Source organism: Cellulomonas sp. KRMCY2 (assembly GCF_000526515.1).
Taxonomy (GTDB): domain Bacteria; phylum Actinomycetota; class Actinomycetes; order Actinomycetales; family Cellulomonadaceae; genus Actinotalea.
This window is the reverse complement of sequence record NZ_JAGF01000001.1, coordinates 596,364-622,389: the sequence shown is the minus strand read 5'-3', so window position 1 is coordinate 622,389 and position 26,026 is coordinate 596,364. Positions and strand designations below refer to the sequence as shown.

The following is a 26,026-nucleotide window of genomic DNA, read 5'->3' as shown; positions in this document are numbered from 1 at the left end:
ACGCGCTCGCGGCCAGCAGGAGGGCCCGTTCGCCTATCCTCGGGGTTATGCGGCTCCTTGCCGAGGACCCGGACCTGTCGGTGCTTGCCGTCAACACCGCCGTGACGACGGTGGTCGGCCTGCTTGTTGGCCTCATTGCTTTCCCGGGTCGATGGTTCCTTCAGTGGCGCTCTCGACGGCGTCAGGACGACGTGGCGGCTTATCGGCAGGCGCACCGCCTTCTTCGCGATGTGCAGGTCGAGCGGCTCTACCCCGCGCCGGTCAAGGCGGGGGAGGACCATGACGACCGCGCCATAGAGGCGGGCATGCTGAGCTGGAACAGTGCGAAGCGGGCCTGGGACGAGACCCTTCACGTCGTCTCGTTCACGCGAGACAAGAAGGCGTATGAACGGCTTGCCGAGCTCGCCGAGCTGTACGTGCGGTCCCCGGTCGTGGAGTACATCTACCAAGACGCGGACGCGGACCCGGGTCCGTCACTCCTGGCCTCTGCCATCGAGCTTCTGGCGTGGCGCGAGCGGCACGCGATTCGGACCCTCCCCGCTGCAGCGAGTCTCGAGGAGCACCGCCGACTGATCTCCTCCGCCGAGGCAGAGGCAGAGGACCGCGAGCGCGTACAGGTCGAGGAGTACCGGAAGTGGCGTGCGGAGCGAGCTGCCGCGATGCGTCAGGCGCAACGTGCAGCTGAGCCGCAGCCGTCCGAACCCGACAGTCAAGTCGACCAATGAGCGAGGTGCCGTTGGTGGCTCTCGCCCTAGTTGCTCGATCCTTGCGGTCCACGGCGGCCCGCCCTCCCTCACCGTGACGCGTGCGCAGGCCGCAGCGTCGAGTTGCGCTCCGTGCTTGGCTGGCCGCGACGTCGGGCAGTCGCCCGATGCAGGAGCGAAGCCCCCGGGCCTCCGGCATCCTGACTTGTGGCCGCCATGCGACGAGGTCCATCGCAGCGGAGCGACAGTGGGGCGAGACCGTCTGTGTGCATCTGGTCTACCGTCAGCTCATGCTGGCCCTAACGATCATCGCCACGGCCGTCGCTGTGATCAGCGCCGTGGTCGCCGTGCGAGCGCTGGGCCATGCGAGGCGCTCCGCCGACGCCGCCGAGACCAGTCTCGCCGAAGCCAGGCGTTCGGCAGATGCCGCCGAGAAGTCCGCGGGGGCAGCGGCAGTAACGGCCGAGGCTGACCGCGCAGAAGACCAGCGGCAGAGGCATCCACGGTTGGCCGTGGCCGTTGAGCGGCTCGTCCCCCACGACGGTCCTGACGCGATCTACCGCGTCACCAACGAGGGGCCAACCGACCTGGACTCCGTCGTGGTGTACGAGCCGATCTTGGGGGAAGTTGAAGGTCGTATCCGACACCCCGTGGCGAGAACGGGGTTGGACTACGGCAGGACCGCGGAAGTCGGTCCGATACCGATGGGCGCCTACGGCCGCTTCACGCTCAGTCTGGGCGCCGGAGCGGGGCTGCCTCAGTTCAGAGTCAAGATCGTCAGCCGTGCAGGCCAGGAGGAGTGGTCCGACGTCGTGTTGCTCGACCATCCGCGTGAGCAGCCTCCCGCACGTGTGTCGAGCGGATGAGCCGAGGTGGGGGCTCCTAGGACCCATGCGGATCGAGCCCGCCGGCGAGCGCCGGGTCGCCGTCGGCGGCCGCGCCGGGCTCCTCCTCTTCCGCGTCTGGTTGATCGTCGTTGAGTAGGCCCTGATCCCGGAGCAACTGGGCTGGCATCTCGTACTCGTGCCGGATGAGGTGGCGCACGAACTTGCCAAGTCCTTCGGCCTCCGAGGCGGTCACGTCGTCGTAGTCCTCCGGATGCGCGCCCTCGTTGCCGAGTTGGTTCAGGTGGTCCGCTCAATCCCAGAGGGACTTGTGAAGATCGCCGTCTTCCTTCATGTGCCGCAAGGCGGTCTTCAGGTGGCGTTCGCCCTTGGCCTTCTCACTGCCCTTGTCCTTCACGAACAGGCTCAGAGCTGATCGGAACATGACCGCGGCCGCGCGGTTCGCGCCGATGCTGAGGCACCTCATGCCCTCGTCGTAAGCCGAGGCCACGCCCTCGCTGACCTGCTCGTCGAGAGTGCCAGCCCCGGGCGCTGGGTAGACGTGCATCACCCCGAACTCCTGGTCGCCGAATCGCTCGGTGACAACGACTGTCGTCTCCTGGCACCCGTTGCAGGTGAGCAAGTCCGCCCGCTCCTGCAAGTAACCCCCGTAGCCGGGCCACCGGAAGCGGCGGAGGACGAGCGACTGCTCCTCCTCGTGCTTGAAGTTGCTCACTCGGCCGCAGCGCGGGCACGGGCCGCTGAGGTCGTTTGGTGTCGGGATCGTGTCGGGATTCTGCGGCGCGGGCCTCGGGTTACGGAGACGCTGCGATGCCATACCCCATCCTCGCAGGGAATGCCCGACAGCCCCGGCCGCGTGCCCCTACGCCAGCGGCCCGAAATGGAGCAAGCCGCCTGTCATTGGACGGAAGCGCTGGAAGGAGGGCTGTTGGGCGCCTCGATCGCCAGCGGCGCTTCCATCAGCGGTATCGCGGGCAGCCGCTCCATCGCCTGCCAGGTCGCCTCGCTGAACAGGTGGCCGTACAGGTCCATCGTCATCGTGGCAGTCGAGTGTCCGAGGATCACCTGCACCGCCTTCACGTCGGCCCCGGCCGCGATGAGTAGCGACGCGGCCGTGTGTCGCAGGTCGTGGATGGTCGTGCCCTCGACGCCAGCCCGTCGCGTCGCCTCCATCCACCGCGACCGCGCTCGGAAGTTGGTGTTTGTCCACACGCCCCCGGTCGGGCTCGGGAATAGGTACCCGCCCGGCGCGGTCCCGGCGACCCGCGTCCGCACGTACGCATCGAGCGCCGCTGGCACCGGCACCGTCCGGGTCTGGTGGGTCTTTGTTGGCCCGAACACCGCCCCGCTCGTGCGCTTGGACTGCGTCGCCGCTCGGTGCACGCGCACCCCGAGCCCGTGCGGGGTCTGCACGACGTCGTCGACCCGCAGCGCCGCCATCTCCGAGAACCGGCACCCGGTCAGCCCGAGGAACAGCACGACCGGCTGGCACAGCGGCGGCACCGCCATGACCAGCCGGCCGAGCTGCTCGGGCCGCAGCCAGTGCGGCTCCCGCTTGGTCCCGCCGCGCGGCAGCGACACCATCCGCGCGACGTTCACGCTCAGCCGCCGGTCGCGGATCGCGTAGTCGAGCACCAGCCGGATCATCGACAGCGCCCGGCGCCGGGTCGCCGTCGCCAGCCCGCGGGCCGTCATCGCCGACATCGCCCGCTCGACGTCGGCCGCCGAGATCGCCGCGATCGGGAACGCCCCGATCTCGCCGATCACGTACTTGTCGAGCAGGAACCGCGTGGTCTCCTGGCTGCGCACCGCCAGGTGACCACGCGACCCCTGCCACTCCTCGGCCAGCGCCGCGAACGTGATGCGTCCGCGCGTCGGGTCGATCCAGGAGCCGGTGTCGAGCTTCGCGAGCTGGTCCGCCTCCCAGCGCTTGGCGTCGACCCGGCGCGCGAACGACCGCTGGGCGATGACCCGGCGCTCGAAGAACACCTTCGCGCGCCAGGTCACGTTGCCCGACGGGAGAACCCGCTTGGTGACGGACATCAGCGCCGCTTGGGCGGCATGGCGGGCTCGCGCTCGACCCATGCCGCCGGGATGAGGATCACCGTGCCCAGCCGCCGGCACGGGATCTGCTCGCGCTCGGCCAGGTGGTACAGCGTCCGGGGCGGCACCCCGAGCACCTCGGCCGCGTCCTTCACGCGGTAGTACTGCCGGGCGGGCGTGACGGTGGTTCCCTCGGTGCGCTGCGCGGTGGTGGTCATGGTCCTTCTCCTTCGTGGTTGTGGTTGGCGTTCCTTACAGTCCGAGCACCGGTCCATCGGGGACCGGTGGCGGGACGGCGGTCAAGCGATGCGGCGCAGGCTGTGGAGGCACGGCGCTCCACGGCTGCTGTGGACGCGCGGGCGGCACGACGGGCGCGGCCTGGGCGGCGAGGTACGTCGCCCAGGTCTCGGTAGCGCTGGGCTCGGCGTGGCTGGTGGCGAGGATCCGCTCGAGCACTTGCCGGCCCGACGACGGCGCCTGGCCGGGCAGGCACTCCGGGTCGGGTTGGTCGACGACGACGTAGGCCCGGTTGGCATAGCGGCCGCGGCTCATCGCGACGTACAGATCCTCCCGGCCCATGCCCGGGGCGGCGATTGTGTGGGTCTCGTCGACGGTTATGCCCTGCGTGCGGGCGATGGTCGTGGCGTAGCCGAGCTCGACGTGCTCGGCGACGTACTCGGCCGGGAGCCGGACGGCGTGCGCGCCGCCGCCGCTCGTGGGTCGGACGCGCAGTGCGCCGTCGGGCAGAACCGCGGCCACGTCCCACAGGGCGCTGTTGCGCACGAATCCATCGGCGGTGGTCAGACGTCGGTGGTTGCGTCGGGTGACGATCCGGTCGCCGACGCCGGCAGTCAGCCCGTCGTGCAGCCCAACCCCGTCGGGGGCGACGTCGCCGACGGTGATGCGGTCGGCGCGGATGCGGGAGTTGAGCTCGCGGACGGTCCGGTTGTCGACCGCCTGCAGCACCGCGACCTTGCCGTGCTCGCTGGCGTTGCTGGCTGCGTCGATGGCGGCGTCGAGCATCGCGTCGTGGTCGCCAGACGTGATGGCGCCATGGGCCTCGTAGGCGTCGAGCGCGGCGGGGTGGGCGCGTCGGAGCTCGAGGCTGGCGCGCGCCTCCCAAGGGTGCGTGAACCGCCAGAGGCTGGTGAGCTCGGCGGTGGGGCCGCGGCGCGCGAGCATCCCAAACGCCCCGCCGGCGTCGACCGACCCGCGTTGCAGATGGTCCCCGACAAGCAGCACCTTGGCCGTCGCAGCGTGCGCCTGCTCGACGATCGCCGCGAGGGTGCGGGTATCGGCGAGGGAGGCCTCGTCGACGATGACGAGCTGCCCGGGGGAGAACCGCCACTGGTCCTGCTCGGCTCGCAGCCGCAACTGCTCCTCCCGAGCCGCGCGCAACTCGCGGAAGTCGCCAGCCGCTTCCCGCTCGACGGCGTCCGCGAAGCGGAGCGCGCGGGCCGCGCCACTGTCACCGGTGGACTCGTGCAGCCATTTCGCGGTCGTCTCGCAGGTGATTCCGAGGGACTCGGTGAGGGCTCGTGCCGCGGTGGCCGAGGGCGCCAGACCAACGACCGGCCCGATGCCCTGCCGCCAGAATGCGGTGAGCGCGGCGAGGGTGGTGGTCTTGCCGGAGCCCGCAGGCCCGACGAGGACGTCGAGCAGCCGACCGGAGGTGATGACGGCCTCGGCTGCCGTCCGCTGGTCAGGCGCGAGCGCGCCGAGGTGGTGCTCGGCGCGCAGCTGTACCAGACCGAGCGCCTCGCGGGAGCGGTGGGGGAAGCCGTCGGTCTCGGCGGCGTCGATGAGCACCTTCTCCGCACCGAGCAGCTCGGTCGTCGTGTACAGAGACTCACCGACCCGCCGCGTCATTGGGTCGCGTTCGTCGTCCAGGTGCACGCACGCCGCCGAGGCCTCGGTCGTGATCTCGTTGAGAAGGGCCCGCCGCTCGGCAGGCGAGGCCATCCGCAGCAGCTTCGACGCCCGCACGGCTCCGGCGCCGAGGTTCCACGTCGTCCACACCGACCGCCGCGTCGACACGTCATCGAGCACCTGGGCGACCATCGCCGCCCGGACCTCAGGGCCGACGTCGTGCGCGTGCAGCGCCCGGCCGTAGGTGCCGGTCAGCGCGCGAGCCGCGAGGTCGTGTGGCTTGAGCCCGGTCAGCCCGCGGGCACGGTTCGCCCAGTCCGCCAGCAGGTCGGCAAGCGGCCGGACCGTCTTCGGCGGCCGCGTCGCCCGCGTCAGGTGCTGCCGCGCGCGGGTCGTCTCGACCCGCGTCGGTGCGCGCCCGTGGCCGGCCTCGAACTGGGCGAGCCACTCCTGCTCGGCGCAGTGGATCTGCTCGGCCCGGGCGGAGAAGTGGGCCAGGAGGTCGTCGCCGATCCCGTCGACCTCGAAGGCTGGGTTGCGGCGGGGACCGCGGTTCCGCATCGACCACTCGACCGGCAGGCGCCGCGCGAGTTCGTCGGCGAGCAGGGTGTCGTAGAGCTCGGAGACGGTGACGACCGCGGCATGGACGGTGCGGCCGTCGGCGCTGCGCCACGCGCCGTCGTGCCCCTGGACCTTGTTGGCGATGACGACGTGGGTGTGCAGGTTCGGGTCGCCGGCCCGGGTGTCCCAGTGGTCGAACGCCGCGGCGACCATCCCGCGGGTGCGGACCTGATGACGGCCGCCGTCGCCGATGCGCGTGCGGATGACGCGCTGCTCGACGAACTCCAACGATGACGCCAGCGCCGCCCAGTGCGCGTCATAGACGATGACGCGAGTCGCGTCATCGGCCAGCGCCCACAGCACCGAGACCGACTTCGGGGCGGTGAAGGTCAGGTCGTACCCGACGACCGCGTGCCGCTTCGCGTCATCGAACCGCGGGTACGGGCGACCCAACGCGTCATCGGTCAGAGGGTCCACGCCGTCGCGGAACACGGCCGTCATCGCCGCCTCGATGACGACATCGCCGGGGCGAAGGCGCCTCGCCCCATCGCCAAGGCCGCCGAGGCCCTCGCCGAACCACCGGCCAGCAGGGTTGCCGGTCTGCTCGTAGTACGCCGTCAGCGATGCCCCGGCGTCGAGGCCGGCGTCACCCGCGGCCACGTGCCGGGTCAGGTACGCATACCCGTCCCCGGCCGCGAGCTTGTGCATCGACATCACCGGCAGTCACCTCCTCTCACGGCGTCGGACTCCGCTACCTGCAGGTGTGCGGCGGGAGACGAGAAGACCCGTCGCTGCCCGCCGTTCTGGCGCGTCTCGCGGTGCAGAGGAGCGGAGTCGGGACGTGCACACGACGCCAGACTCCTCACGCCCGATAGACAGAGCGATGACGAACTGGCGTCGTCGGCGATGACGCGAACAAGTGCGATGACGGCGATTTCGGCCGCCGGTCCGTCATCGCGTGTCATCGATGACGCGCCGGGCTCCGGTGGACAATCGATCTGTGTCCGAGCTGCAGGTTGAGGTCTTCCCGGTGGAGGCGACGCGCTGGATCGCGGTGATCGAAGCGTCGACTGGCCCGTTCTCGACGGAGGCGAGGTCCCCGGCGCTGGTCGCGGACGAGGTCGCCAGAGTGATCCGTGAGGTGCTGGGCGCTGGCCATGAGCACGTGCTGGTTGACGAGTCGGGCCAACCGTGGAGCGAAAGCGTCGCCCTCCAGCAGGTGGGCCGGCTCGCCGTCCAAGAAGGCGTGGGCGGGCGGCTCACGTGGTGGGAGCGGGCGGTCCTGGATGCGCTGCTGGCGCTGGACTTCCCAGACGCCCGGGTACTGCGTCAGCAGGCACGGAGCGTCGTGGTCACCGAGTCTTGCCAGTGCGGCTGCCCAACCATCAACCTCGTGGTTGAGGACCCCACAGCTCCGCTGTGGTCAGTCCTGGGGGGCCGGGTACAGGGTGAGGTTCGGGTCCCGGCCCAGGGCCGATCCCTGGACGATGACAACCCCTTCGAGGTGATCCTCTGGGTGCGCGACGGGAAGCTCAGCCTCATGGAGTTCGTCGGAACACCGGGGCGCCGCGCGGCCTGGCCCGAGCCCTCCGCCTTCGACTTCTGGGTGGGATGAGGAGGACCCAGAGCGTCGACTCCTCTTGCATCTCGGGGATGCTCGCCACGTCCACCGCGACCTACATGGGCGAATTGTCGCCTCCAGCGACGTGCGCGTGTGGGCCGGAAGTCGCCGAGCGTGACCGGGGCACATGCACCAGCGACATCGACTGCAGGCTCCTCGACCTGCCGGCCGACGGCACGGCCCCGCTCCGTCCACCACTGTCTGATCCGCCGTGGCGGCCGGCCGCACCACCGTGGTGGAATAGCGTCATGTCCCTATCGATGGAGGTTGAGCCGGTGTGGCCCACTGAGCGTGGCTCTGGGCGCGGTCGGCGCCACGGAACCAGTAGTCGCGAGCCGTTCGACCGCTGGTTCCGATACCCCGCAGGGTTCGCGAGCGACTACGTCGCACTGCTCCTGGATGGTCTCGAGCTTCGAGGAGGGACCGTCGTAGACTGTTTTGCTGGCTCCGGTGTCACGGGCACCGCGGCCCGCACGCGCGGGCTCGCATTCGCCGGAGTCGAGGCCCATCCCTTAATCGCGGAACTGGCGCGACTGAAGCTCGCGCCGACGGCTGACCCCAGCGAGGTGCGTGCGCTCAGCCTGGAGGTCGCATCCCACGGACGGCGGGCCGCTCGCGAGACACCCGCAAGTCTCTCCGGCGAGGTCGAGCTTGTGCGGCGCAGTTTTGGCGACACGACCCTGGGTGCGCTCGTCGCGATGCGAGACTTGATCAAGAAGGAGCAGGATCGCCCGGGAGCGGGGTACGTGAAGTGGGCGCTTCTCGCCACGTTGCGCGACGTCGCTGACGTCAAGGTCGGTTGGCCGTACCAGAGGCCCGGCTCCCCTAGGAAACCCCGCTTCAGCGACCCGATCAGCCGCTTCGAAGATCGCGTCGAAATGATGGCCTACGATCTCGAAGAACTCGCGGCCGAATCGGCGATCCGTCCGTACGCTCAGGTCATAACTGGGGATTCACGGGAACCATCCGCCTGGGCAGCGCTTGAAGGGCCGTTCGCCGCCTGCGTCTCATCGCCTCCGTACCTGAACAACTTCGATTACGCGGACGCGACGCGGCTGGAACTCTACTTCTGGGGCGACGTCTCTACGTGGCACGAGATGTGCCGTGACGTGCGCGGCGACATGTTGACCGCGACCACGCAGCAGTCTTCGGTAGCTGAGAGGAACTCCTCAATTCGGCAGCTTGAGGAACGAGGGTCCTCGCTGGCTGGGGTCGACGGCCCAGTCGACGAAGTCCTGGCGATCGTGGGCGCCCTGACGGATGCGAAACGGCTCAGAGGGCGCCGGTCCAAAGAGTATGACCAGGTCGCTCCTGCGTACTTCTTGGCGATGTGGGATGTGCTTCGAAACTTACACGACAACCTCGAAGATGGAGCGAATGCGGTGTGGCTCGTCGGGGATAGTGCCCCGTACGGGGTGTACGTCGACACACCCCGACTCATGGGCGAGTTTGCGGAGCAGGTTGGCTTCAGATTTGCCGACGATGTCAGCCTGCGCGTCAGGGGTGAGAGGTGGGCGCAGAACGCCGATCGTCACCGTGTCCCACTGTCAGAGCGGCTCATCGTTCTGAAGAAGGATGGTCCCGCGGCCCGCCCCGGCGACGTGCGAGCGGCGCCGCTGCCACCCGAGCGCCAGTCGGGCCGGTAGGTTAGCGCCGTGAGCAACGTGGAGCAGACGTTACGGCTGCTCAGGGAACTGGACCGGATCGACCGTCAAGGCGCCCCGGAGGAGCCTCCTGCCCCCGTACCCACGGCGGCAGTGCTGAGCGCCCTCGAACACGCTGGCTTCGATCTGTATGCGGCGATCGCGAGCGCGCACGATGACGCTTGAAGTCCGTGTCGAGAGCGCCGCGACCGGCGGCCTCCGGATCATCGACCACATCCCCGCCGTTCGGCCCTGCCGTCTTGAGGGCCTCAACGGCATTGGCAAGTCCGCCATCGTGCGGTTGCTCGTGCTGATAAGTGGCGTTCAGCCCTACCCGGGTGAGCCTGCCCCATGGCGTTCACTGCGCAACCTTGTCGGCCCAACCGTAATCACGATTACCGGACTGTTGGGAGACCATGCGGCAGCTCGGATAGAGTTGACGCCGCGTGAATGGCCGATCGATCCCGTGGAGAACATCGGGGATTGGTTGGGGAACGTCACCCTCGACGGCTCAACTGTGCCGGCGCGACGACTCTTCGATGTAATTAAGGTCGTTCATCTATCTGGGACTGAGCGGCTGGCCGACACGTTGAAGCAGCAGGTGGGACGTCTCGCCGTCGCGCTCTCCGATGTCGCTGCGCGGCTTGCAGCCCTTGATCACGAGCGGGCTGAGCTCGGCGAGTTGGTGGAGCAACTCGATTTTGCTTCCCCTAACGCGGCGGAAGTGGAGAGAGCCGCCCTCGAGCAGGCAGCCGTGACCCGTAGAGGGGTACGGGAGGAGCTCTCAACTGTGAAGCCTGTCGTCGAAGACCTGAGCCGTGCAGTTGCGCTCAAGGCACTCGTTGAGACGGGTGATGCGGCTGAGCATCACCGCCGCCTCGAAGAACTCCGAGCTGCGCTCGAGACAGCGCGCCACCGTCTGCGTGCGGCCGAAGCGACCCACAGTGCGGCCGTAACGGCCCTAGGGAAGGGCTCGACGGCTCAACGAGAAGTTGCGGCAAGGGAGCGCCGTTTAGGTTCCATAAAGAAGACGATGGATGCGCTTCTGGCGCGGCAAGAGGAGATGGGTGCGTTCCTTGATGCGCACGGCATACCGTCCGACGTCAACGCCTTGGATGCGCGTCAGCTCGAATTGTTGAATGAGATGCGAGAGGTCGCTCGTGAACGGCAGCGGCAACTGAGGATCCTCGCAGCGCGCCAGCGCCGGACCGAGCACGAGAATCGAGTCCTCGACGACCTTCGAGTCGTCCTCGATGATGCAATATCCCTCGGGCTTGACGAGACTGTTCTCGCCCGTATTAACGATACTGATATCACAGTCAGGCAATTCCGGCAGGGGCTCGGGGTCCTAGACGGCGTGAAGGATGACGAGGCCGCGGATCTTGCTGGGGCAACCCGAGAGCTGGCAGAACTCACGGAACTCGCCGACATCTTCGCACAGCGCGCCGAGCTCCAGGATGAGGATGAGAAGCTTCGAAGCGAGTTGACCAGGCTTGAGCCCGAGGCAGCTGGACATGATGAGTTGCGCAAAGCGGCGAGTGCAGCGCGTGTGATCTTGGACGCCGCGAGTGCAGACGTCCGCTCGCTCAATGTGCAGATCGGAGCCCTGAGTAGATCGGCGCTGGGTGGGCTGGACGTGGCCGAGGTTGCTGCCGTCATTACCGAACTCCTCGAGAAGCACAAGCTTGAGGACGTGCATCTCTCGTCCACGCTCTCTGACTTCCAAAGCAGAATGCTCGATCTCGAAGCAAAGGACGTCTCGCTTTCCGAAGAACTCGAGCGGCTGTCAGCCAACAGCGCCCGGCGCCGAGTACAGCGTGAAGCGTTGCGCCAGCGGAGCGTGTCTGACCCAAGCTTGAAGTGGCTCGGCGAACTTGCGGGCCGCCTTTCTGAGCGTGGCAGCAAGCAGGATGGTCCGGAGTGGTCGGATGCTACGTGGCAGGCTCTGGCGGTCCACGTATCTGAATTCGCAGGTTCTCTAGGACGACTGGTGAGTGACGTCTCGGGATTGCAGGCCGTAGCGTCCCAGACAACGGCGTCGTCGACGAGCCGGCTTGGGGGTGCGATCCGTGCAGTGAGCGAGGCGGATGCGGTCGCCGAACTGTCGGCAGGGCCGATCGCTGACGCGCTCTTCGACGGAGGGGAAGTGCGTCGTGTGAGCCTCGAAGATGAGACGGTCACGTGGACCACTCCGACGGGTGAGACGAGGACTCGTCCGCTCGCCGCATTCTCATCGGGTCAACAGGCTCTCGGATTTATGCGCGCTCGCCTTCAGCAAGTGGCTGACCAGCAGTCGCCGAATCGCCTGGTCTTCTTGGACGAGTTCGGCGCATTCATTTCGGCGGATCGTCGACGACCCCTCGCAGAGCTGCTGACTGGTGATGAGCTTGGGGCGCTGGGGGAGCAAGTTGTTGTGGTCCTGCCTCTCCAGGTCGACTACGCGCGCGAACTCGATCAGACTACTGGCGCCCTGCACGAGGAGTATGAGCGACGAGCGCGTGCCGTGGCGGAGCGCGGGTACTTCACAGAGACTTTCACAGGATGACTGATCCCACTCTCTTCGGCGCGCCGATCCAGTTTGACGCTCGTGAGCGTGAGCGGTGGATTCGAGTCCTGTCCACGAATTGGCTCGCCCTGATGGGACGGCCGCCGGGGGACCTATCGGTGGACCTGCAAGGCATGGCTCCCATCTTCGCCACCGGAGCGAGCGTCAGGCACATGAAGGAACGCATCTACGCATTGCCGGAGGCCGACGCCGAATCACGGTCGCTGCCTAGCGAGATCGTCCTAGTCGTCGACGGGTGTGCTGTGATGACGCCCGAGGGTCGGATTCTCTTGGACCTTCTCAAGCGGCTCGAGCGTGACGGGCTCGGTGACTTTGGCGTCGAACAGCGACTGGAGGCACTCTCGATCGCCTCGGGACTGCGAGGACGGTGGCACGCGAAGTGGCTCCGTAGCCAGTTCGAGTCGTCGGTCAGCGCGCCGGTGCTCGGCGCCGGGGTCTTCCTCCTAGTGAACGGGTCGATCGGTGCGGGGAACGCGCTAGACATGCCGGCGCATGGAGAGCGCGATCGTGAGCTTGGTTCAGTCGTCCTCCCCCTGATCGCGCAGTTCAGCAAGGCGTTGGGCGGGCGCGTGCCGGCGACGGACTCCGGGATACGCCAGCACTGGGTCTTCACTCAACTGTCGCGTCTGCTCGGGCGTGACGTTGCTCGTGAGGCCAGCAAGGTGGGCACTGCAGTCTGGGTGCGAGCGGGGAGAGAAGAAGATCTCTTGAGTGAGTTGGCCACCCGTCTCCACCGAGGCCGTGATCGGTCAAGGGTGGATGTGGCTCTAGGAGACTTCGTCGACGCGTATCGAACAGTGCGCGGACCATTGGCCGCCCTGGGGCAGATGCATGAAGAGCCCACGGCGACCCGTCGAATCGTGCAGAGACTGCTCCGGCCGGGCGAGGCGTCGTGAAGTATCCCCCGAGCCTCACTCTGCTTGAGGACCTAATGGGTGACCACCAGGTCGATCGTGGTGGTCGTCACTTGCTGGTCCCTTGTTTGCACGAAGAACTTGAGAAGGACGTTGACCTCATACGTGCCTGGGCGCATCGGTGTGGTGGGTCATCGTACTTCCTCAACAGCGCCGATGATGATTGGGACTTGCCGAAAGGGCCGCTCTCCGACGGTCGCGTCGCAGTCGTGGAAGGGCTTCTCTCCGCAGCGGGCGACGCGCTTCCTGGACGTGTCCTTATCGAGACGGACTCAGAGGGCGTCCGCGCACGGCTCGAAACCCACAGTGGCCCTGTTGAGCCTTCACTCACACCAATCCTGCGAGCGGCGGCCGTGATTTCGAGTGCCGCATTCGACGAGGTGGACTTGGTTGTGATGGCGGCCATCGCTGCACCCACAGACCCACGGCGTCGCGAGTTGTTGTGGCGCCTGCTCACTATAGACCCGGTCGACCTGAGTCTGGCGGGGCATTCCGTGACAGTCGTCCCCGTGCTTGGTGCGACCCTAGATCCAGAAGTTGACTACCGCAGGACTCCCGGAATACGATACGTCGTCCGTGAGGATCGCGTAATCAGGCGGTCAAGCATGGCGAGCTCTAGAGCCATCGAGTCGATTGCAGGGCTCGACGGTCGCCCCCTCGTGTTGTTCCTCGGGGCCGGGGCGTCCGCTTCTTCGGGTATCCCGTTGGGAAACACTTACCGGGACGTCGCCCTAGAGGGCCTCGTCGGCGAGGGCGGGCTCTCCGGAGCGGAGATGTTCTTTGATCTTCTGCACGAGCGCCAGCACTTCATACCTGGTGAGGAGAGGGATCGTGCGGCGTTCGCCGTGAACCTCACGCTAGAGAGGGTGCTCCTCGAGACTTTCCGTGAACTGGGGTTCCGTCCGCGAACTGATTCGGCCGTCATTCGCGATATCGTGAGGGACTGCACGGTTGCATTGGAGTACGTACGTCCGGGCAGGAAGGCTATTCGCGAACTTGCCGCACGCCTTCCCGGACAGCTGATTGTCATGACTGCGAACTTCGATGAGTTGGTGGAGACTGACCTTGGTGTTGCTTCTTCGGTCCTCTTTCGTCCGGAGCATTTTCGCGAGCAAAGAGACGACCTGGTGGCGTATGCTACTCGTGGCGTGGCGCCGACTCCGATCCTGAAACTGCACGGGTCCGTTAACGAGCCTGATTCTCTCATCGCAACCATAGACACAACGTCGGCTGGCTTCCACGAGGACGTCCTTAGTGCCCTTAATTCGTTGCTCGAGGCTACGGAGAAGCCGCTGAGGTGGGTTTGGGTCGGCTGCAGTATGCGTGATCGCGACATGAACATGTGGCTGGGCGGCTTGGGTGCTAGTGCGCTGGACGAGTGGTGGGTTGATCCCCTTCCGGGAAGGTCGCTGGACGAGTTCTTCGTGGCCCAGAGAGCGCCGAGGTGGCGGCGGAAGGGCCAGGAACTGCAGGATCGGCTCATCGTCGACAGCGCGGACGGGTTCCTCCGGGAGCTCGCCGAGCGGATTGCGATCTTAGGTCCGGGCGGGCGACCCTGAGGTTGCGCGGGGCATATGGCTTGAGGGCCCCGCGGCGGTTCCGTGGTCAGCGCGTGGTCAGCGCCCACCCCAGAACGGTGTCATCCAGCGAACCACTCGCATGTATTTCCGCAGGTCAGAGCGTCATTCACAGACCAAGATCGAACTCCTAAAGCGGGTGTCGGCAGTTCGAATCTGCCCAGGTCGGCCACGTTTGGGCAGGGCGTTGTCGCAGGTCAGAGGCCGGTTTCGTGCCCCGGGTCCGGCCGACGAGAGTGGTGCTCGCTTCGCGCGGCGACCCAGCGCGTTTCCGCAGATCAGCGACGTGCGGCTCTCGTTGCCCGTGTCCCGGGTGCCCCTCGGAGGATGGCGTGGCCAACGTATGGCCAACGGCCGACCTAGTTGCTCCAGGGCGGGTGTCGCCGGCCGCCACAGGCCTGCTCGCGCACCCGCGCGGAGCTCGCTGCGTCCACGCCATCTGCGGCTGCTTGTTGCATTGACCCAGGACCGGTGCCTGGCGAGGCTCGGTCCAAGCGCCCGGGTTGTCGCTCTCGCTGCGGCTGTCCACGATCCGTCGTGTGGCCTTCTCGTGGCTTGCGCACCCCCGGGCGCCGCCTGGGCCGGGAGAGGCTCACGAGGGGCTTGCTCAGCTCAAAGTAGCGGTGCCCTCCCAGGTCGACAACCACCTGGCCCGGTACGGGGCGTCGAACCCGCGCCTGTTCGGGTCGGTCGCGCGTGGGGATGCGGTCGAGGGCAGCGACGTCGACCTGCTCCTCGACCTGGACCCGGCCGGGGGCAACGTCCTGCTGCGGGTCGCCGGGATCGGTGAGGAGCTCAGTGTGCTGCTCGGCGTGAAGATGGACGTGGTGAGCGACGCGCTGCTCTGTGGCCCGGTCGGGGCTAGGCCGTGTGGATCAAGACCGACGTGATCCACACGGCCTAGGACTGTGATCAGGTGCGAGTGCGCCCACTCCACGTCGCCCGATCCCCGGCTGCACGAGGTCGAGCCGGGTGAGCCGCGGCATGGCGTCCGTCGGGAGCCCGGCGATCGGTGTCACCGCTCGTCCGACGTCCGGGTGGGGGACAGTCGTCGCAGGTACTCGACCAGGGAGCGGATCCCGAACTCCCACGCCGGGAGCTCGTGCGTCGGGGCCACGTCGTTCACCAGAGCCCCGAGGTGCCGGCTGGCGATCGTCACACGGTCTCCGGTCTTGTGCGTGAAGCCGGTCCCGAGGACGTCACGGTCCTGGGTCGGTGCGAAGAGGGTGCCGGTGTACAGCGCGAAGCCGTCCGGGTACTGGTGGTGGTCGCCGTGCGCCGCGGAGATGAGCCGCTCGAACGAGCGGCTCAGGCGAGCGACGTTGTTCTCGTCCTCGAGCACGTAGCCGTCCTCGGCGCCCTCCACGCGCAGCGTGATCCGCTCGCTGCGGACGGTATCGAGGGTGAACGCGTCGTCGAACAAGCGGATGAACGGGCCGAGCGCGGCGGAGGCATTGTTGTCCTTCGCCATGCCGAGCAGGAGGGCGCTACGTCCCTCGACGTCGCGCAGGTTGACGTCGTTGCCGAGCGTGCACCCGCGGGCGCGGCCACGGGAGTCCACGATGAGCACGAGCTCGGGCTCGGGGTTGTTCCAGGTGGAGAAACGCGGGATCCCGATCCCGGCGCCGTACCCCACCGCGGAGAGGACCGGGGCCTTGGTGAACACCTCGGGGTCCGGGCCCAGGCCGACTTCGAGGTATTGCGACCACAGCCCCTCCGCCAGGAACACCTGCTTCACGCGCTCGGCCTCGGGCGAACCCGGCTCGACGGTGCCAATCCCGGCCTGCAGCGCGCCCGCGAGCGTCTCGCGGACCTGCTGGGCCCGGAGCGGGTCGCCGTCGCTGCGCTCCTCGATGACCCGCTCGATCATGCTGTCGACGAACGTGACGCCACACGCCTTGATGACCTGCAGGTCCACCGGCGCGAGCAGGTGGGGGCGCGCAGTGTCCTTCCCGAGCGAGGCCTCGACGAGGTCGCCCAGCCGCCACGACGGCGTGCCCGACACGTCAGCGACGAGGTGGGCGATGTCATCGCCTTCGAGCAACTCGGCGACTGTGGGCGCGACGTCGGTCAGGTCGTAGACGTCGTCGCCGGACACGCGGACCGGCCGCGGCCCGCCGCTGACCGGGTCCCAGACGCGGCCGACCAGCAGAGCCGTCGCGGCGTCGTCGGGGAGGATCGACGGCACGCGGCCGTCGGTGCTCGTGCTCGTGGTGCTCATGCTCGTTCCGCTCCTCGCGCAGGGTGCTGCCAGTGCCCGTCGACCCGCCGGGAGACGGACCACGGGTTGCTCTCGTGCAGGGCCGGCGGCAGCAGCGCCTCGGGGAAGCCCTGGTAGGCCACGGGACGGACGAACCGGCGCGTCGCGGCGGTGCCCACGGACGTGGCACTGGACGCCGTCGTCGCTGGCGAGGGGCCGCCGTGCTGCTGCGCGTAGCTGACGGCCACGCCTGTCGGCCACGCGTTCCAGACCACCCGACCACTGCGCGCGACGAGCGCGGCCGCGATCGCGGCGACGTCCTCGCCAGGCTCCGCGTGGATCGTCGACGTCAGTTGGCCGTCGAGGAGCTCCAGCACGCCGGCCAGCTCGGCGTCGTCGCGGTACTGCACGACGATGCTCGCAGGTCCGAACATCTCGTCCCGGACGATCGCTGGGGTCGCGAGCGCCGCGGCCGCCGTCGTCGTGAACAAGGCGGGGGCCGGTGCGTCTCCGCCACCGCCGGGGGCCAGGGGGACGAGCCCCTCATGGTCGGCCATGGCGGACCGGGCTGCCCGGAACCCGCCGGCGAGGGCCGGGGTCAGCATGGGCGTGCTTTCGATGTCCGCGACCGCGCTGCGCAGCAGGGCCAGCGCAGCGTCGTCGAGCTCGGGAACAAGCAGCACACCCGGCTTGGTGCAGAACTGCCCGGTCCCGAGCGTGTACGACGCCACGTAGCCGGCAGCGATCTCCTGCCGGCGCGCCGCCCACGCCCCCGGCGTCACGACGACCGGGTTGATGCTTCCGAGCTCGCCGTAGAAGGGGATGGGTCGGGGCCGGGCAGCTGCCTGCTCAGCGAGCATGTGGCCCACGCGAGCGGATCCGGTGAACGCGACGGCCTCGATCAGTGGGTGTCGCACGAGCAGCTCACCTGCCCGTCGACCGGTGACGACGCCGAACAGGCCGTTGGGCGCCCCGCTGCCGGCCAGGGCACGCACGACGAGGTCGGCGGTCAGCAGGCCCAGCCGCTGGTGCGCCTCGTGGATCTTGTGCACGACGGCGCACCCGGCCGCCAGGGCCGCGGCACTGTCACCGCCCATGACGGAGAAGGCGAACGGGAAGTTGGAGGCGCCGAAGACGCCCACCACCCCGAGCGGGACGTTGACCCGGCGCAGATCGGGCCGCGGCCCCATCCCCCAGGACTCGTCAGCGTGGTCGATGGTCACGTCCAGGGTCTCGCCGCTGAGTACCTCGCCGGCGAGGAGCCGCAGCTGGAAGGTGGTCCGCTTCAGCTCGCCCTGCAGGCGCGCCTCGCCGAGGTGCGTCTCGGCCGCGCCGGCGCGGACCAGCGCGGTCGCCTCGGCGTCCAGAGCATCGGCGATCGCGGTGATCCACCTCGCGCGGGTCGCCGGCTCGGCGTCGCGTGCCGCGTCGACGGCAGCGTGTGCCGCAGCGATCGCCGTGGACAGCTGCTCGTCGCTCGTCATGGAGGTGGCATCCGTCGCAGTCATCGGGCGCCTCCGGTCGCGCTCACCCGGCGGGCTCCTCGGTGTCGTGCGGCCAGCATGCGGTACGCCTGGCCGTTGGCCGCCAGCCCCTGTGCGTCTTCATCACCGAGGGGTCTCCGGACCCGCGCGGGGACGCCGGCCACCAAGGAACCGGGCGGTACGTCCATGCCTTCGCATACCACGGCGCCGGCCGCAACGAGGCTACCCCGGCCGATCCGAGCCCCGTTGAGCACGACGGCGCCCATGCCGACCAGGGACCCGTCCTCGACCGTGCAACCGTGAAGCACGGCGTGGTGTCCGACCGTCACGCCGGCACCGACGACCACTGGCAGCCCTGGGTCGGCATGCACGACACAGCCGTCCTGCAGGTTGCTCCCCGCCCCGACCTCGATACGGTCACCGTCGGCCCGCAGGACCGACCCGTACCAGACGCTGGCGCCGGCGGCGACGTGGACGTCACCGACCAGGGTCGCCCCTGGTGCCAGCCATGCATCGGGGTCGACTTGCGGGCTCATGCCGTCGAGCTCGAGCAGCAACGCTTCATCGCGCGTCATGTGGAGGGTCTTCCCGTGGCCGAGAGCACAGGCGTCACTGGCGCCTGGACGAAGGAACTATTGTCTACAGCAGTCCCTTCGCCGGGGCAAGCGCCGCACCGAGATCCGACATGCGAAGGAAGAACGGCCTTGCCATCTGTCGTCTGTCTGTTGTAGACAGGCTGATCACGTCGCCGTGCTCGATTCGAGGGAGATTCGATGACCGTGACCATTTCGCGGGACGACGCCGTGCTGGGGTTCGTCGGGCTTGGAAACCTGGGGGCCGCGATGGCGCTCCGCCTGGTCGAGCGCGGCTGGTCTGTGCGGGTGCTCGACCGCGACGACGCGCGCGTCGCGGAGCTGGTGGAGGCCGGTGCCCTGCGGGTCGATCCTGCGGGGCTCGCCGAGTGCGACGTGATCATCTTTGCCACCCCCGATGAGCGGGCGATTCGCCAGGTCCTCGCTCTTGACGAACCCGAGCCGCACGTACGAGCCGGTCAGCGCCTCGTCGTCCACAGCACCATCCGGCCCTCAGCCGCGCGGGACCTCGCCGACGCGGCCGAGAGGCACGGGGCGCACGTCGTGGACGCCCCGGTCAGCGGCGGCGCGGATCGTGCCCGGCGCGGTGCCCTCGCCCTCATGCTCGGCGGAGACGCCGAGGGCCTCGACGCGCTGGCGCCCGTGCTCGACGACCTCGCCGACAGCCAGAGCCGACTCGGCCCGGTGGGTGCGGGCTCGGCCGTGAAGCTCGCGCACCAGCTCGTCATGTTCGCCACGCTCGCGGCCGTCCACGAGGCGATCTCCCTGGTCGAGTCGGCCGGCGTCGCGCCGTCGGCCATGCTCGCCGCGGTCAACCACGGGCTCGCCGACTCCTGGGTCGGGCGCAACGTGGGCTTCTTCGACGAGCTGGCGCGCACCTATGACGAGGCCGGAACGCCGGTCGAGGAGCGGCCCTGGTCCAAGGACCTCGCCGCGGCCGCCGCGGCGGGACACGACGCCGGACTGGACCTGCCGCTCGCAACGTTGCTGGCCGCCCGGCTTGCCTCGCTCGTCGAGGACCATGCTCGAACGACCCGAGAGGAGGCGACCGCATGACCACGACACCCGTCACCGCGGTCGCGGCTGCGACCGATCCCGAACCTGTCGTGCCTCCTGTCCGACCGCGGCGCGCGTCCGGCAAGCGAGACACCCGCGTCGCCCTGGTGTTCCTGGCACCGTGGCTCATCGGTCTGGTGCTGCTCACGATCGGGCCGATGATCTACTCGCTGTACCTGTCCTTCACGAGCTACAACCTGCTCTCGTCACCGACGTGGGTCGGGCTGGACAACTTCCGGACCCTGTTCACGCTGGACCAGCGCTACCTGACGTCGATCCGGGTGACGCTCGTCTACGTCGTCACGTCCGTGCCGCTGGTCCTCGTGGTGTCGATGCTGGTCGCCATCTTGCTCAACAGCCGTATCCGATTCCTCACCTCCTACCGGGCGCTGTTCTACCTGCCCTCGCTGATCGGCACGAGCGTCGCGATCGCGGCCCTCTGGCGCCAGGTCTTCGGCGCCGAGGGCCTGTTCAACGAAGCGCTCCGGCTCGTGGGCATCGAGCACACCAGCTGGGTCGGCAGTCCCGACACCGCACTGGGCACGATCGTCGCCCTCGGGGTCTGGTCGTTCGGCTCGACGATGATCATCTTTCTCGCCGGCCTCAGGCAGGTGCCCAAGGAGCTGCTCGAGGCCGCCGCCGTCGACGGGGCCGGCCCGCTGCGCCGCTTCTTCTCGGTGACCTTGCCGATGATGACGCCGATCGTCTTCTTCAACGGGCTGATGGTGACCATCAACGCCTTTCAGGTCTTCACCGGCGCGTTCGTCATCAGCAACGGCACGGGCGGCCCGGCCAACTCGACGCTCTTCTACACGCTCTACCTCTACGAGCAGGGCTTCACCCGCCTCAACATGGGCTACGCATCGGCCATGGCCTGGGTCCTGGTGGGCGGGCTCGGAATCTTCACCGCGATCTACTTCTGGACGTCGCGGTACTGGGTCTACTACGGAGACAACAAGCGATGACCACGACATCGACGCCCACACTCGCGGGGCGGCTCCTGCCCACCCGACCGACCGATAACCACGTGGTGCGCGGCATCGTCCGGCACACACTGCTGATCTGCCTCGTCGTGGCGATGCTCTACCCGCTGCTGTGGATGATCGGCGCGTCCTTCCGGCCGAACAACCAGGTCTTCAACGGCATCGGCCTGCTCGGCGACAGCTACACGCTCGACAACTACATCAACGGCTGGTCGGCCGGCACGCTGAACTTCTCCACGTACTTCCGCAACTCGGCAATCATCACCATCCTGTCGATCCTCGGGAACCTCTTCGCCTGCTCGCTGACGGCCTACGCGTTCGCGCGGCTGGAGTTCCCGCTGAAGAACCTGCTGTTCGCGATCGTGCTGGGCACCATGCTGCTGCCCTACCACGCGACCCTCGTGCCCCAGTACGTCATCTTCAACGAGCTGGGCTGGATCAACACGTTCCTCCCTCTGATCGTGCCCAAGTGGCTCGGCACCGAGGCGTTCTTCATCTTCCTCATGGTCCAGTTCATCCGGACCCTCCCGCGGGAGCTTGACGAGTCCGCCCGCATCGACGGGGCTGGGCACTTCCGGATCTTCGCGCGCATCATCATGCCGCTCGCGCTGCCCGCTATCGGGACCACCGCGATGTTCACGTTCATCGGGAGCTGGAACGACTTCCTCGGGCCGCTGCTCTACCTCAACCGCGCCGAGCTGGCGACCGTGCCGCTCGCGCTCAACACCTTCCTCGACTCGACGGGGCAGAACTCGTACGGCGGGCTCTTCGCGATGGCGACGCTCTCGCTCGTGCCCGTGGTGGCGTTCTTCGTCGCCTCGCAGAAGCTGCTTATCGAAGGCATCGCAACGACGGGACTGAAGTGACAGACAGAAAGCCTGCCCTCGCCGGCATCCGGGTGCTCGATCTCACGCAGGTGATGTCCGGGCCGTTCTGCACCATGATGCTCGCCGACCTCGGTGCGGACGTGATCAAGGTCGAGAACCCGACGGCCGGCGACCAGACCCGCAAGTCCTGGGGCTACTCCGTGGTCGGCGAGGACAGTCGAGCGTTCCTGTCGTTGAACCGGAACAAGCGCAGCGTGACCATCGACCTCAAGTCGCCGGCCGGCGTCGAGCAGTTCTACGACCTGGTGCGAACCGCAGACGTCGTCATCGAGAACTTCCGCCCGGGGGTGGCCGACCGGCTCGGCGTGGGGCACGAGTCGGTCCTCGCCGCGAACCCCCGGATCGTGTACGCGAGCATCTCCGGTTTCGGTCAGACCGGGCCGTACGCCGCCTACCCCGGCTACGACCTCATCGCGCAGGCCATGACGGGCGTCATGAGCGTCATGGGCGAGCCGGGTGGCGCGCCGATGAAGTCGGCCGTCCCGATCGCGGACCTCGGCGCGGGGATGTTCTGCGCCGTCGGCATCCTCGCCGCGCTCACCGCGCGCGCCCGGGACGGGCAGGGCCAGTACCTCGAGACCTCCCTGTTCGAGGCGGGCCTGGCGATGAGCGTCTGGGAGTCGACGGAGTACTGGGCGACCGGCGAGAGCCCGGAGCCGCTGGGCTCCGCCAACCGGATGAGCGCGCCGTACCAGGCGCTGGCGACCGCGGACGGGTACCTCACGGTCGGCGCGAACAACGAGAAGCTGTGGCGCCGGCTGTGCGACGTCCTGCACGTCGAGCATCTCGTGCAGGACCCGCGATTCGCCGACAACAACCATCGGATGAGTCACCGCGACGAACTCGTCGTCGAGCTCGAGGCTGCCCTGGCAGGACGCTCCACCGACGAGTGGGTCGCCGACCTGCTGGCAGGCGGCGTGCCCGCCGGCCCGATCCGCGACTACGACTTCGTCCTGACCAAGGACCCGCACGTGCAGGCGCGCAAGATGATCGTCACGATCGACCACCCGATCGAGGGCGAGATCGCGGTGCTCGCGTCGCCGCTGCGCCTGTACGGGACGCCGGTGGAGGTGCGCCTGGCGCCGCCGCTTCTCGGTCAGCACACGGCGGAGGTGCTGGCGGAGGCCGGCCACGCGGCGCCGCCCTCGGTCGCATGACCGGCACCGTCGAGCTGCGCCGCGAGGACGGCGTGGCCTGGGTCCGCCTGACCAACCCCGGCAAGCGCAACGCGTTCACGTGGGGCATGTACGACGAGCTCGAGCGCGTCACCGCAGCCCTCGCCGCGGACGAGGAGCTGCGTGCGGTGTTCATCCGTGGCACGCCTGAGGACGGGTTCGCCGCCGGGACGGAGATCGACCAGTTCGCCGACTTCCGCACCGGCGAGGACGGGATGGCCTACGAACGGCGCGTCGCCCGGGTCCTGCAATCGCTCGCGGACGTGGCGGTCCCGGTGGTCTCGCTGGTCGAGGGCGCTGCGGTCGGTGCGGGCCTCGCCGTCGCCGTCTGGAGCGACGTCGTCGTCGCCGAGCGCACCGCGGTGTTCGGCGCCCCGATCGCCCGGACGCTCGGCAACTGCCTGCCGGCCGAGCTCGTTCGCCGGATGCGCGACCGCCTCGGCCCCCCGGTCGCCGACACCATGCTCCTCACCGCCGCGCTCGTCCCCGCCGGAAGCCTCACGAGCGGCGGCTTCGTGTCCGAGGTCGTCGAGCCCGGCGGCCTCGACGGGGCGGCTCAGCGGCTCGCCACGCAGCTGCGACGGGCCGCCCCGCGGACCGTCCGCGCGCTGAAGGCCACCAGCCGGCGCCTCGACGCCACCCGCCCCACCGCCGACAACGACGACCTGATCCGCGCGTGCTACGGCAGCGCGGACTTCGCCGAAGGAGTACGAGCATTCCTGGCACACGAGCACCCGGTCTGGACCGGGCGATGAGGGTCGTCGACGCCCACCAGCATTTCTGGGTCAGCGACGCGCAGGAGCAGCCCTGGCGGACCGACGCCCACGGCGCCCTCGAGCGCGACTTCAGCCCGCAGGACCTCGATGCCGAGCTCGACGCGGCCGGCGTGGACGCCACCGTCCTCATGCAGTCGGTGGACGAGCCGGCAGAGAACGACCGGCTGGTGGCCTACGCCCGTCACGACCGCGTCGCCGGCGTCGTCTCCTGGCTCCCTCTGCACGACACGGCCGTCGCGCGGGCCGAGCTCGACCGCGTCACGATCGACAAGCACTGCGGCGTCCGCTGCCTCATCGGCCGGGACCCGCTGGAGTGGCTCACCGAACCGCCTGCCCTCGACCTGCTGCGCACGATCGCCGCCCGCAGCCTCGTGTGGGACGTCGTGCCGGTCACCGCGGAGCAGACCCGGCAGGTGACGGCCCTCGCCCGGGCGGTCCCTGCGCTCCAGATTGTCGTCGATCACCTGGGTCGGCCGCCGGTGGACGAGCTCGGCTGGGAGCCGTGGGCCTCGCATGTCGCCGAACTCGCCCGGTGCCCGAACGTCGCGATCAAGGTCTCGGTCGGCATCGACGCGCTGACGGCGTGGACGTCGTGGAGCGCACCACACCTGGCCCGCTACGTCGGCCATGTCATCGAGCAGTTCGGTCCGCAGCGCATCCTCGTCGCGAGCAACTGGCCCGTGGTCCTCCTGCGCGCCAGCTACGCCGAGGCCTGGAACGACCTGCGCGGCCTCGTCGCTGCGCACGTGGGTGAGGGCGAGGCGCTCTCGGCGGCGATGGGCGGCAGTGCCGTCCGCTGGTACGGGCTCGAGCGGGTGGGCACGGGGGTGGGCAGGTGACCGACGTCGTCGTGACCGACCAGACGTTCGGCGGGGTCGAGCGCGAGCGAGCGCTTGTGGATCGGCTCGGCCTGACGTTCGCCGACTACCAGGTCAGGACGGCGGGGGAGGCCGCCGAGGTGCTGGCCCGCGCCCGCGTGGCGTTCGTCAACTTCGCGCCGATGACCGAGGACGTGCTGCGCGTGCTGGCGCCCGGCGCCGTCGTCATCCGGTACGGGATCGGATACGACAATGTCGACATCGAGGCTGCCCGCCGCCTCGGGGTCCGGGTCTGCAACGTGCCGGACTACGGCGCGGAGACTGTGGCCGACCACACGGTCTCGATGCTCCTGAGCCTGCTGCGCCGCCTGCCGGCCCTGGACACCGCGATGCGCGCTGGCAGCAGCGTCAACCCGAGCGTCGCGGGTGTGATCCGCGGATTCGACCAGACGGTCGTCGGCCTCGTCGGGACCGGGCGCATCGGCGCGGCCGTGGTCCGGCGATTGCTGCCCTTCGGGTTCCGCGTGGTCGCCTACGACCCATACGTTCCGGCCGATCGGATCGCCGACCTGGGGGCACACGCGGTCGGCCTGCCCGAGCTGTACTCGGTCAGCCACGCGGTGAGCCTGCACGTGCCGCTCAGCCCGGCCACGAAGCACCTGCTGGACGCCGGCGCGTTGGACGCCATGCGCGACGACGCCGTGCTGGTGAACACGGCCCGCGGCGGCCTGGTCGACCAGGCCGCACTGATCCATGCCCTGCAGCGGTCGGCGATCGCCGGAGCCGCGCTCGACGTCGTCGAGGTGGAGCCGCTTGAGGCGGACTCACCGCTGCGGAGCATGCGCAACGTCCTGCTCAGCCCGCACGCGGCCTTCTACTCCGAGAGCTCGCTCGCGGCTCTCCAGCGCCTGGCCACCGAGGAGGCGGAGCGCGCCCTGACCGGGGCCCCGCTCCGGTGCGAGGTCTCGTGAGCGCGGCGCCGCCGCCCTCCCAGTCAGTCCACGGCGGGACGCTGGGAGGCCGCGACCGCCTCGAAGGACCCCTCGCCGTGCTCCGCCAGGGCCGCGAGCGCCACGTCCGGGTCACCGGCCTCGATAACCTCCAGCAGCTGCCGGTGGCGGTCGACGTGCTCCTCGAGGCCCTCGAACCGCTCGCGCGCGATGAGGTTTCTCGACATGCACAGCAGCAGCTGCTGCTGAACCGACGCGTAGATCTCCGACAGGCGCCGGTGCCGGGCGATGTCGATGAGCGCGGAGTGGAACGCATAGCCGGCCAGTACGAGCGACCCGCGGTCCTTCTCGCGCGCGCACCGCTGCATCTCCTCGAGCGCGCGCCGGGCCGGGTCGAGCAGTGCCGGGTCCGCGACCGGGATGCCGAGCTCGTACGCCATACGCTCGAGAGTTGAGCGGAGCGACAGGATCTCGAACACGTCCTGCTCGGTGAGCGTCGCCACGAAGCTGCCTCGGCGGGGGATCGTGTAGATGAGGCCCTCGTCCTCCAGGACTCGCAGCGCCTCGCGCAGCGGCGGGCGGCTGATGGCGAGCTCGGCTGTCATACGCTCCTCGAGCAGCCGGGTCCCCGGTTCGAGGTCGCCCGCGAGGATGCGGTTGCGGATCGACTTGGTCGCGAGCACCACCAGGCTCGGGGACTCGAGCGCCGTACTGTTCGCCTGCTTCACGGGTTCTCCTCGTCATCCTGCGGTCCACCGATC

The 26,026-nt window shown here is 68.9% G+C and carries 25 protein-coding genes and 1 pseudogene; 17 read left to right on the top strand and 9 right to left on the bottom strand.

Annotated features, from left to right (window positions below):
- Positions 1-47 precede the first annotated feature (47 nt).
- On the top strand, positions 48-725 hold the full coding sequence (locus K415_RS0103090; protein ID WP_024285644.1) for a hypothetical protein: 678 nt from the start codon (positions 48-50) through the stop codon (positions 723-725).
- A 245-nt stretch (positions 726-970) separates the two neighbouring features.
- Positions 971-1,570 (top strand): hypothetical protein, encoded by a 600-nt coding sequence (locus tag K415_RS0103085; RefSeq protein ID WP_155859341.1) that lies wholly within the window; start codon positions 971-973, stop codon positions 1,568-1,570.
- 16 nt (positions 1,571-1,586) lie between these two features.
- Here K415_RS0103085 and K415_RS0103080 read toward each other — a convergent pair whose 3' ends face one another.
- The 5 genes from K415_RS0103080 to mobF all read right to left on the bottom strand — a co-directional run bounded on the left by K415_RS0103080 (position 1,587) and on the right by mobF (position 6,736).
- On the bottom strand, positions 1,587-1,784 hold the full coding sequence (locus tag K415_RS0103080) for a hypothetical protein (RefSeq protein ID WP_024285642.1): 198 nt from the start codon (positions 1,782-1,784) through the stop codon (positions 1,587-1,589).
- A 57-nt stretch (positions 1,785-1,841) separates the two neighbouring features.
- Positions 1,842-2,264, bottom strand: coding sequence for a DUF4145 domain-containing protein (locus K415_RS0103075; RefSeq protein WP_024285641.1), 423 nt, complete (start codon positions 2,262-2,264; stop codon positions 1,842-1,844).
- Positions 2,265-2,446: 182 nt separating this feature from the next.
- Positions 2,447-3,592 (bottom strand): site-specific integrase, encoded by a 1,146-nt coding sequence (locus K415_RS0103070; RefSeq protein ID WP_024285640.1) that lies wholly within the window; start codon positions 3,590-3,592, stop codon positions 2,447-2,449.
- Positions 3,592-3,810, bottom strand: coding sequence for a helix-turn-helix domain-containing protein (locus tag K415_RS0103065; RefSeq protein ID WP_024285639.1), 219 nt, complete (start codon positions 3,808-3,810; stop codon positions 3,592-3,594). Before K415_RS0103065 ends, K415_RS0103070 begins: the two co-directional genes overlap by 1 nt.
- A gap of 34 nt (positions 3,811-3,844) precedes the next feature.
- Positions 3,845-6,736 carry a MobF family relaxase gene (gene mobF, locus K415_RS0103060; protein WP_024285638.1) on the bottom strand — a complete coding sequence of 964 codons (2,892 nt, stop codon included), beginning with the start codon at positions 6,734-6,736 and terminating at the stop codon, positions 3,845-3,847.
- Between the two features lie 286 nt (positions 6,737-7,022).
- Between mobF and K415_RS24160 the strand changes: the two genes are divergently transcribed.
- From K415_RS24160 to K415_RS0103005, 7 genes are all read left to right on the top strand, one after another.
- A complete protein-coding gene (locus K415_RS24160) occupies positions 7,023-7,637 on the top strand; it encodes a hypothetical protein (RefSeq protein WP_024285637.1) in 615 nt (204 codons plus the stop codon).
- Between the two features lie 254 nt (positions 7,638-7,891).
- Positions 7,892-9,289 (top strand): DNA methyltransferase, encoded by a 1,398-nt coding sequence (locus tag K415_RS0103050; RefSeq protein WP_197024649.1) that lies wholly within the window; start codon positions 7,892-7,894, stop codon positions 9,287-9,289.
- Between the two features lie 9 nt (positions 9,290-9,298).
- Positions 9,299-9,472: a hypothetical protein gene (locus K415_RS23785; protein ID WP_155859339.1), complete on the top strand. Its 174-nt coding sequence runs from the start codon at positions 9,299-9,301 to the stop codon at positions 9,470-9,472.
- Positions 9,462-11,831 (top strand): hypothetical protein, encoded by a 2,370-nt coding sequence (locus tag K415_RS23780; RefSeq protein ID WP_155859338.1) that lies wholly within the window; start codon positions 9,462-9,464, stop codon positions 11,829-11,831. The genes K415_RS23785 and K415_RS23780 overlap by 11 nt, the downstream gene beginning before the upstream one ends.
- 173 nt (positions 11,832-12,004) lie before the next feature.
- Positions 12,005-12,748, top strand: coding sequence for a hypothetical protein (locus K415_RS0103020; protein WP_155859337.1), 744 nt, complete (start codon positions 12,005-12,007; stop codon positions 12,746-12,748).
- Positions 12,745-14,325 carry an SIR2 family protein gene (locus K415_RS23260; protein WP_081784848.1) on the top strand — a complete coding sequence of 527 codons (1,581 nt, stop codon included), beginning with the start codon at positions 12,745-12,747 and terminating at the stop codon, positions 14,323-14,325. The genes K415_RS0103020 and K415_RS23260 overlap by 4 nt, the downstream gene beginning before the upstream one ends.
- A 641-nt stretch (positions 14,326-14,966) precedes the next feature.
- Positions 14,967-15,233 carry a nucleotidyltransferase family protein gene (locus K415_RS0103005; protein ID WP_024285629.1) on the top strand — a complete coding sequence of 89 codons (267 nt, stop codon included), beginning with the start codon at positions 14,967-14,969 and terminating at the stop codon, positions 15,231-15,233.
- 125 nt (positions 15,234-15,358) lie between these two features.
- Here the strand turns inward: K415_RS0103005 and K415_RS0103000 are convergent, their stop codons facing one another.
- Positions 15,359-16,564, bottom strand: coding sequence for a fumarylacetoacetate hydrolase family protein (locus K415_RS0103000; protein ID WP_024285628.1), 1,206 nt, complete (start codon positions 16,562-16,564; stop codon positions 15,359-15,361).
- Here K415_RS0103000 and K415_RS25075 point away from each other — a divergent pair.
- Positions 16,563-16,784, top strand: a complete 222-nt coding sequence (locus K415_RS25075) for a hypothetical protein (protein WP_369795269.1) — start codon at positions 16,563-16,565, stop codon at positions 16,782-16,784. The two genes, K415_RS0103000 and K415_RS25075, sit on opposite strands and share 2 nt — an antisense overlap.
- Here the strand turns inward: K415_RS25075 and K415_RS0102995 are convergent.
- Both K415_RS0102995 and K415_RS0102990 read right to left on the bottom strand, forming a co-directional pair.
- A pseudogene (locus K415_RS0102995) lies at positions 16,771-18,027 on the bottom strand (aldehyde dehydrogenase family protein); the annotation flags it as partial. The gene K415_RS25075 and the pseudogene K415_RS0102995 sit on opposite strands and share 14 nt — an antisense overlap.
- A 20-nt stretch (positions 18,028-18,047) precedes the next feature.
- Positions 18,048-18,602: a gamma carbonic anhydrase family protein gene (locus K415_RS0102990; RefSeq protein ID WP_024285626.1), complete on the bottom strand. Its 555-nt coding sequence runs from the start codon at positions 18,600-18,602 to the stop codon at positions 18,048-18,050.
- 198 nt (positions 18,603-18,800) lie between these two features.
- On the opposite strand from K415_RS0102990, the gene K415_RS0102985 reads away from it, so the two are divergent.
- From K415_RS0102985 to K415_RS0102955, 7 genes are read left to right on the top strand one after another with little or no spacing between them, the layout of a single operon-like run.
- Entirely contained in the window at positions 18,801-19,676 is an 876-nt protein-coding gene (locus tag K415_RS0102985) for an NAD(P)-dependent oxidoreductase (RefSeq protein WP_024285625.1), read from the top strand.
- Positions 19,673-20,641 carry a carbohydrate ABC transporter permease gene (locus K415_RS0102980; protein ID WP_024285624.1) on the top strand — a complete coding sequence of 323 codons (969 nt, stop codon included), beginning with the start codon at positions 19,673-19,675 and terminating at the stop codon, positions 20,639-20,641. The genes K415_RS0102985 and K415_RS0102980 overlap by 4 nt, the downstream gene beginning before the upstream one ends.
- Positions 20,638-21,525: a carbohydrate ABC transporter permease gene (locus K415_RS0102975; protein ID WP_024285623.1), complete on the top strand. Its 888-nt coding sequence runs from the start codon at positions 20,638-20,640 to the stop codon at positions 21,523-21,525. Before K415_RS0102980 ends, K415_RS0102975 begins: the two co-directional genes overlap by 4 nt.
- Positions 21,522-22,703, top strand: coding sequence for a CaiB/BaiF CoA-transferase family protein (locus K415_RS0102970; RefSeq protein ID WP_024285622.1), 1,182 nt, complete (start codon positions 21,522-21,524; stop codon positions 22,701-22,703). The genes K415_RS0102975 and K415_RS0102970 overlap by 4 nt, the downstream gene beginning before the upstream one ends.
- Positions 22,700-23,476: an enoyl-CoA hydratase gene (locus tag K415_RS0102965; RefSeq protein ID WP_024285621.1), complete on the top strand. Its 777-nt coding sequence runs from the start codon at positions 22,700-22,702 to the stop codon at positions 23,474-23,476. Before K415_RS0102970 ends, K415_RS0102965 begins: the two co-directional genes overlap by 4 nt.
- The gene (locus K415_RS0102960) at positions 23,473-24,336 is read left to right on the top strand and encodes an amidohydrolase (protein ID WP_024285620.1); all 864 of its coding nucleotides are present in this window, start codon (positions 23,473-23,475) and stop codon (positions 24,334-24,336) included. The genes K415_RS0102965 and K415_RS0102960 overlap by 4 nt, the downstream gene beginning before the upstream one ends.
- Positions 24,333-25,286 (top strand): C-terminal binding protein, encoded by a 954-nt coding sequence (locus K415_RS0102955; RefSeq protein WP_024285619.1) that lies wholly within the window; start codon positions 24,333-24,335, stop codon positions 25,284-25,286. Before K415_RS0102960 ends, K415_RS0102955 begins: the two co-directional genes overlap by 4 nt.
- A gap of 23 nt (positions 25,287-25,309) precedes the next feature.
- Here K415_RS0102955 and K415_RS0102950 read toward each other — a convergent pair whose 3' ends face one another.
- Positions 25,310-25,993, bottom strand: coding sequence for a GntR family transcriptional regulator (locus tag K415_RS0102950; protein WP_024285618.1), 684 nt, complete (start codon positions 25,991-25,993; stop codon positions 25,310-25,312).
- Positions 25,994-26,026 lie beyond the last annotated feature (33 nt).

Coding starts and splice junctions, on each gene's coding strand:
- K415_RS0103050 (WP_197024649.1), top strand. CDS start 7,892: ATGTCCCTATCGATGGAGGTTGAGCCGGTGTGGCCCACTGAGCGTGGC.
- K415_RS0102975 (WP_024285623.1), top strand. CDS start 20,638: ATGACCACGACATCGACGCCCACACTCGCGGGGCGGCTCCTGCCCACC.
- K415_RS0102985 (WP_024285625.1), top strand. CDS start 18,801: ATGACCGTGACCATTTCGCGGGACGACGCCGTGCTGGGGTTCGTCGGG.
- K415_RS25075 (WP_369795269.1), top strand. CDS start 16,563: ATGCTCGTTCCGCTCCTCGCGCAGGGTGCTGCCAGTGCCCGTCGACCC.
- K415_RS0103065 (WP_024285639.1), bottom strand. CDS start 3,810: ATGACCACCACCGCGCAGCGCACCGAGGGAACCACCGTCACGCCCGCC.
- K415_RS0103070 (WP_024285640.1), bottom strand. CDS start 3,592: ATGTCCGTCACCAAGCGGGTTCTCCCGTCGGGCAACGTGACCTGGCGC.
- K415_RS0102980 (WP_024285624.1), top strand. CDS start 19,673: ATGACCACGACACCCGTCACCGCGGTCGCGGCTGCGACCGATCCCGAA.
- K415_RS0103020 (WP_155859337.1), top strand. CDS start 12,005: ATGAAGGAACGCATCTACGCATTGCCGGAGGCCGACGCCGAATCACGG.
- K415_RS23780 (WP_155859338.1), top strand. CDS start 9,462: ATGACGCTTGAAGTCCGTGTCGAGAGCGCCGCGACCGGCGGCCTCCGG.
- K415_RS0103000 (WP_024285628.1), bottom strand. CDS start 16,564: ATGAGCACCACGAGCACGAGCACCGACGGCCGCGTGCCGTCGATCCTC.
- K415_RS0102960 (WP_024285620.1), top strand. CDS start 23,473: ATGAGGGTCGTCGACGCCCACCAGCATTTCTGGGTCAGCGACGCGCAG.
- mobF (WP_024285638.1), bottom strand. CDS start 6,736: ATGTCGATGCACAAGCTCGCGGCCGGGGACGGGTATGCGTACCTGACC.
- K415_RS0102965 (WP_024285621.1), top strand. CDS start 22,700: ATGACCGGCACCGTCGAGCTGCGCCGCGAGGACGGCGTGGCCTGGGTC.
- K415_RS0103090 (WP_024285644.1), top strand. CDS start 48: ATGCGGCTCCTTGCCGAGGACCCGGACCTGTCGGTGCTTGCCGTCAAC.
- K415_RS0102990 (WP_024285626.1), bottom strand. CDS start 18,602: ATGACGCGCGATGAAGCGTTGCTGCTCGAGCTCGACGGCATGAGCCCG.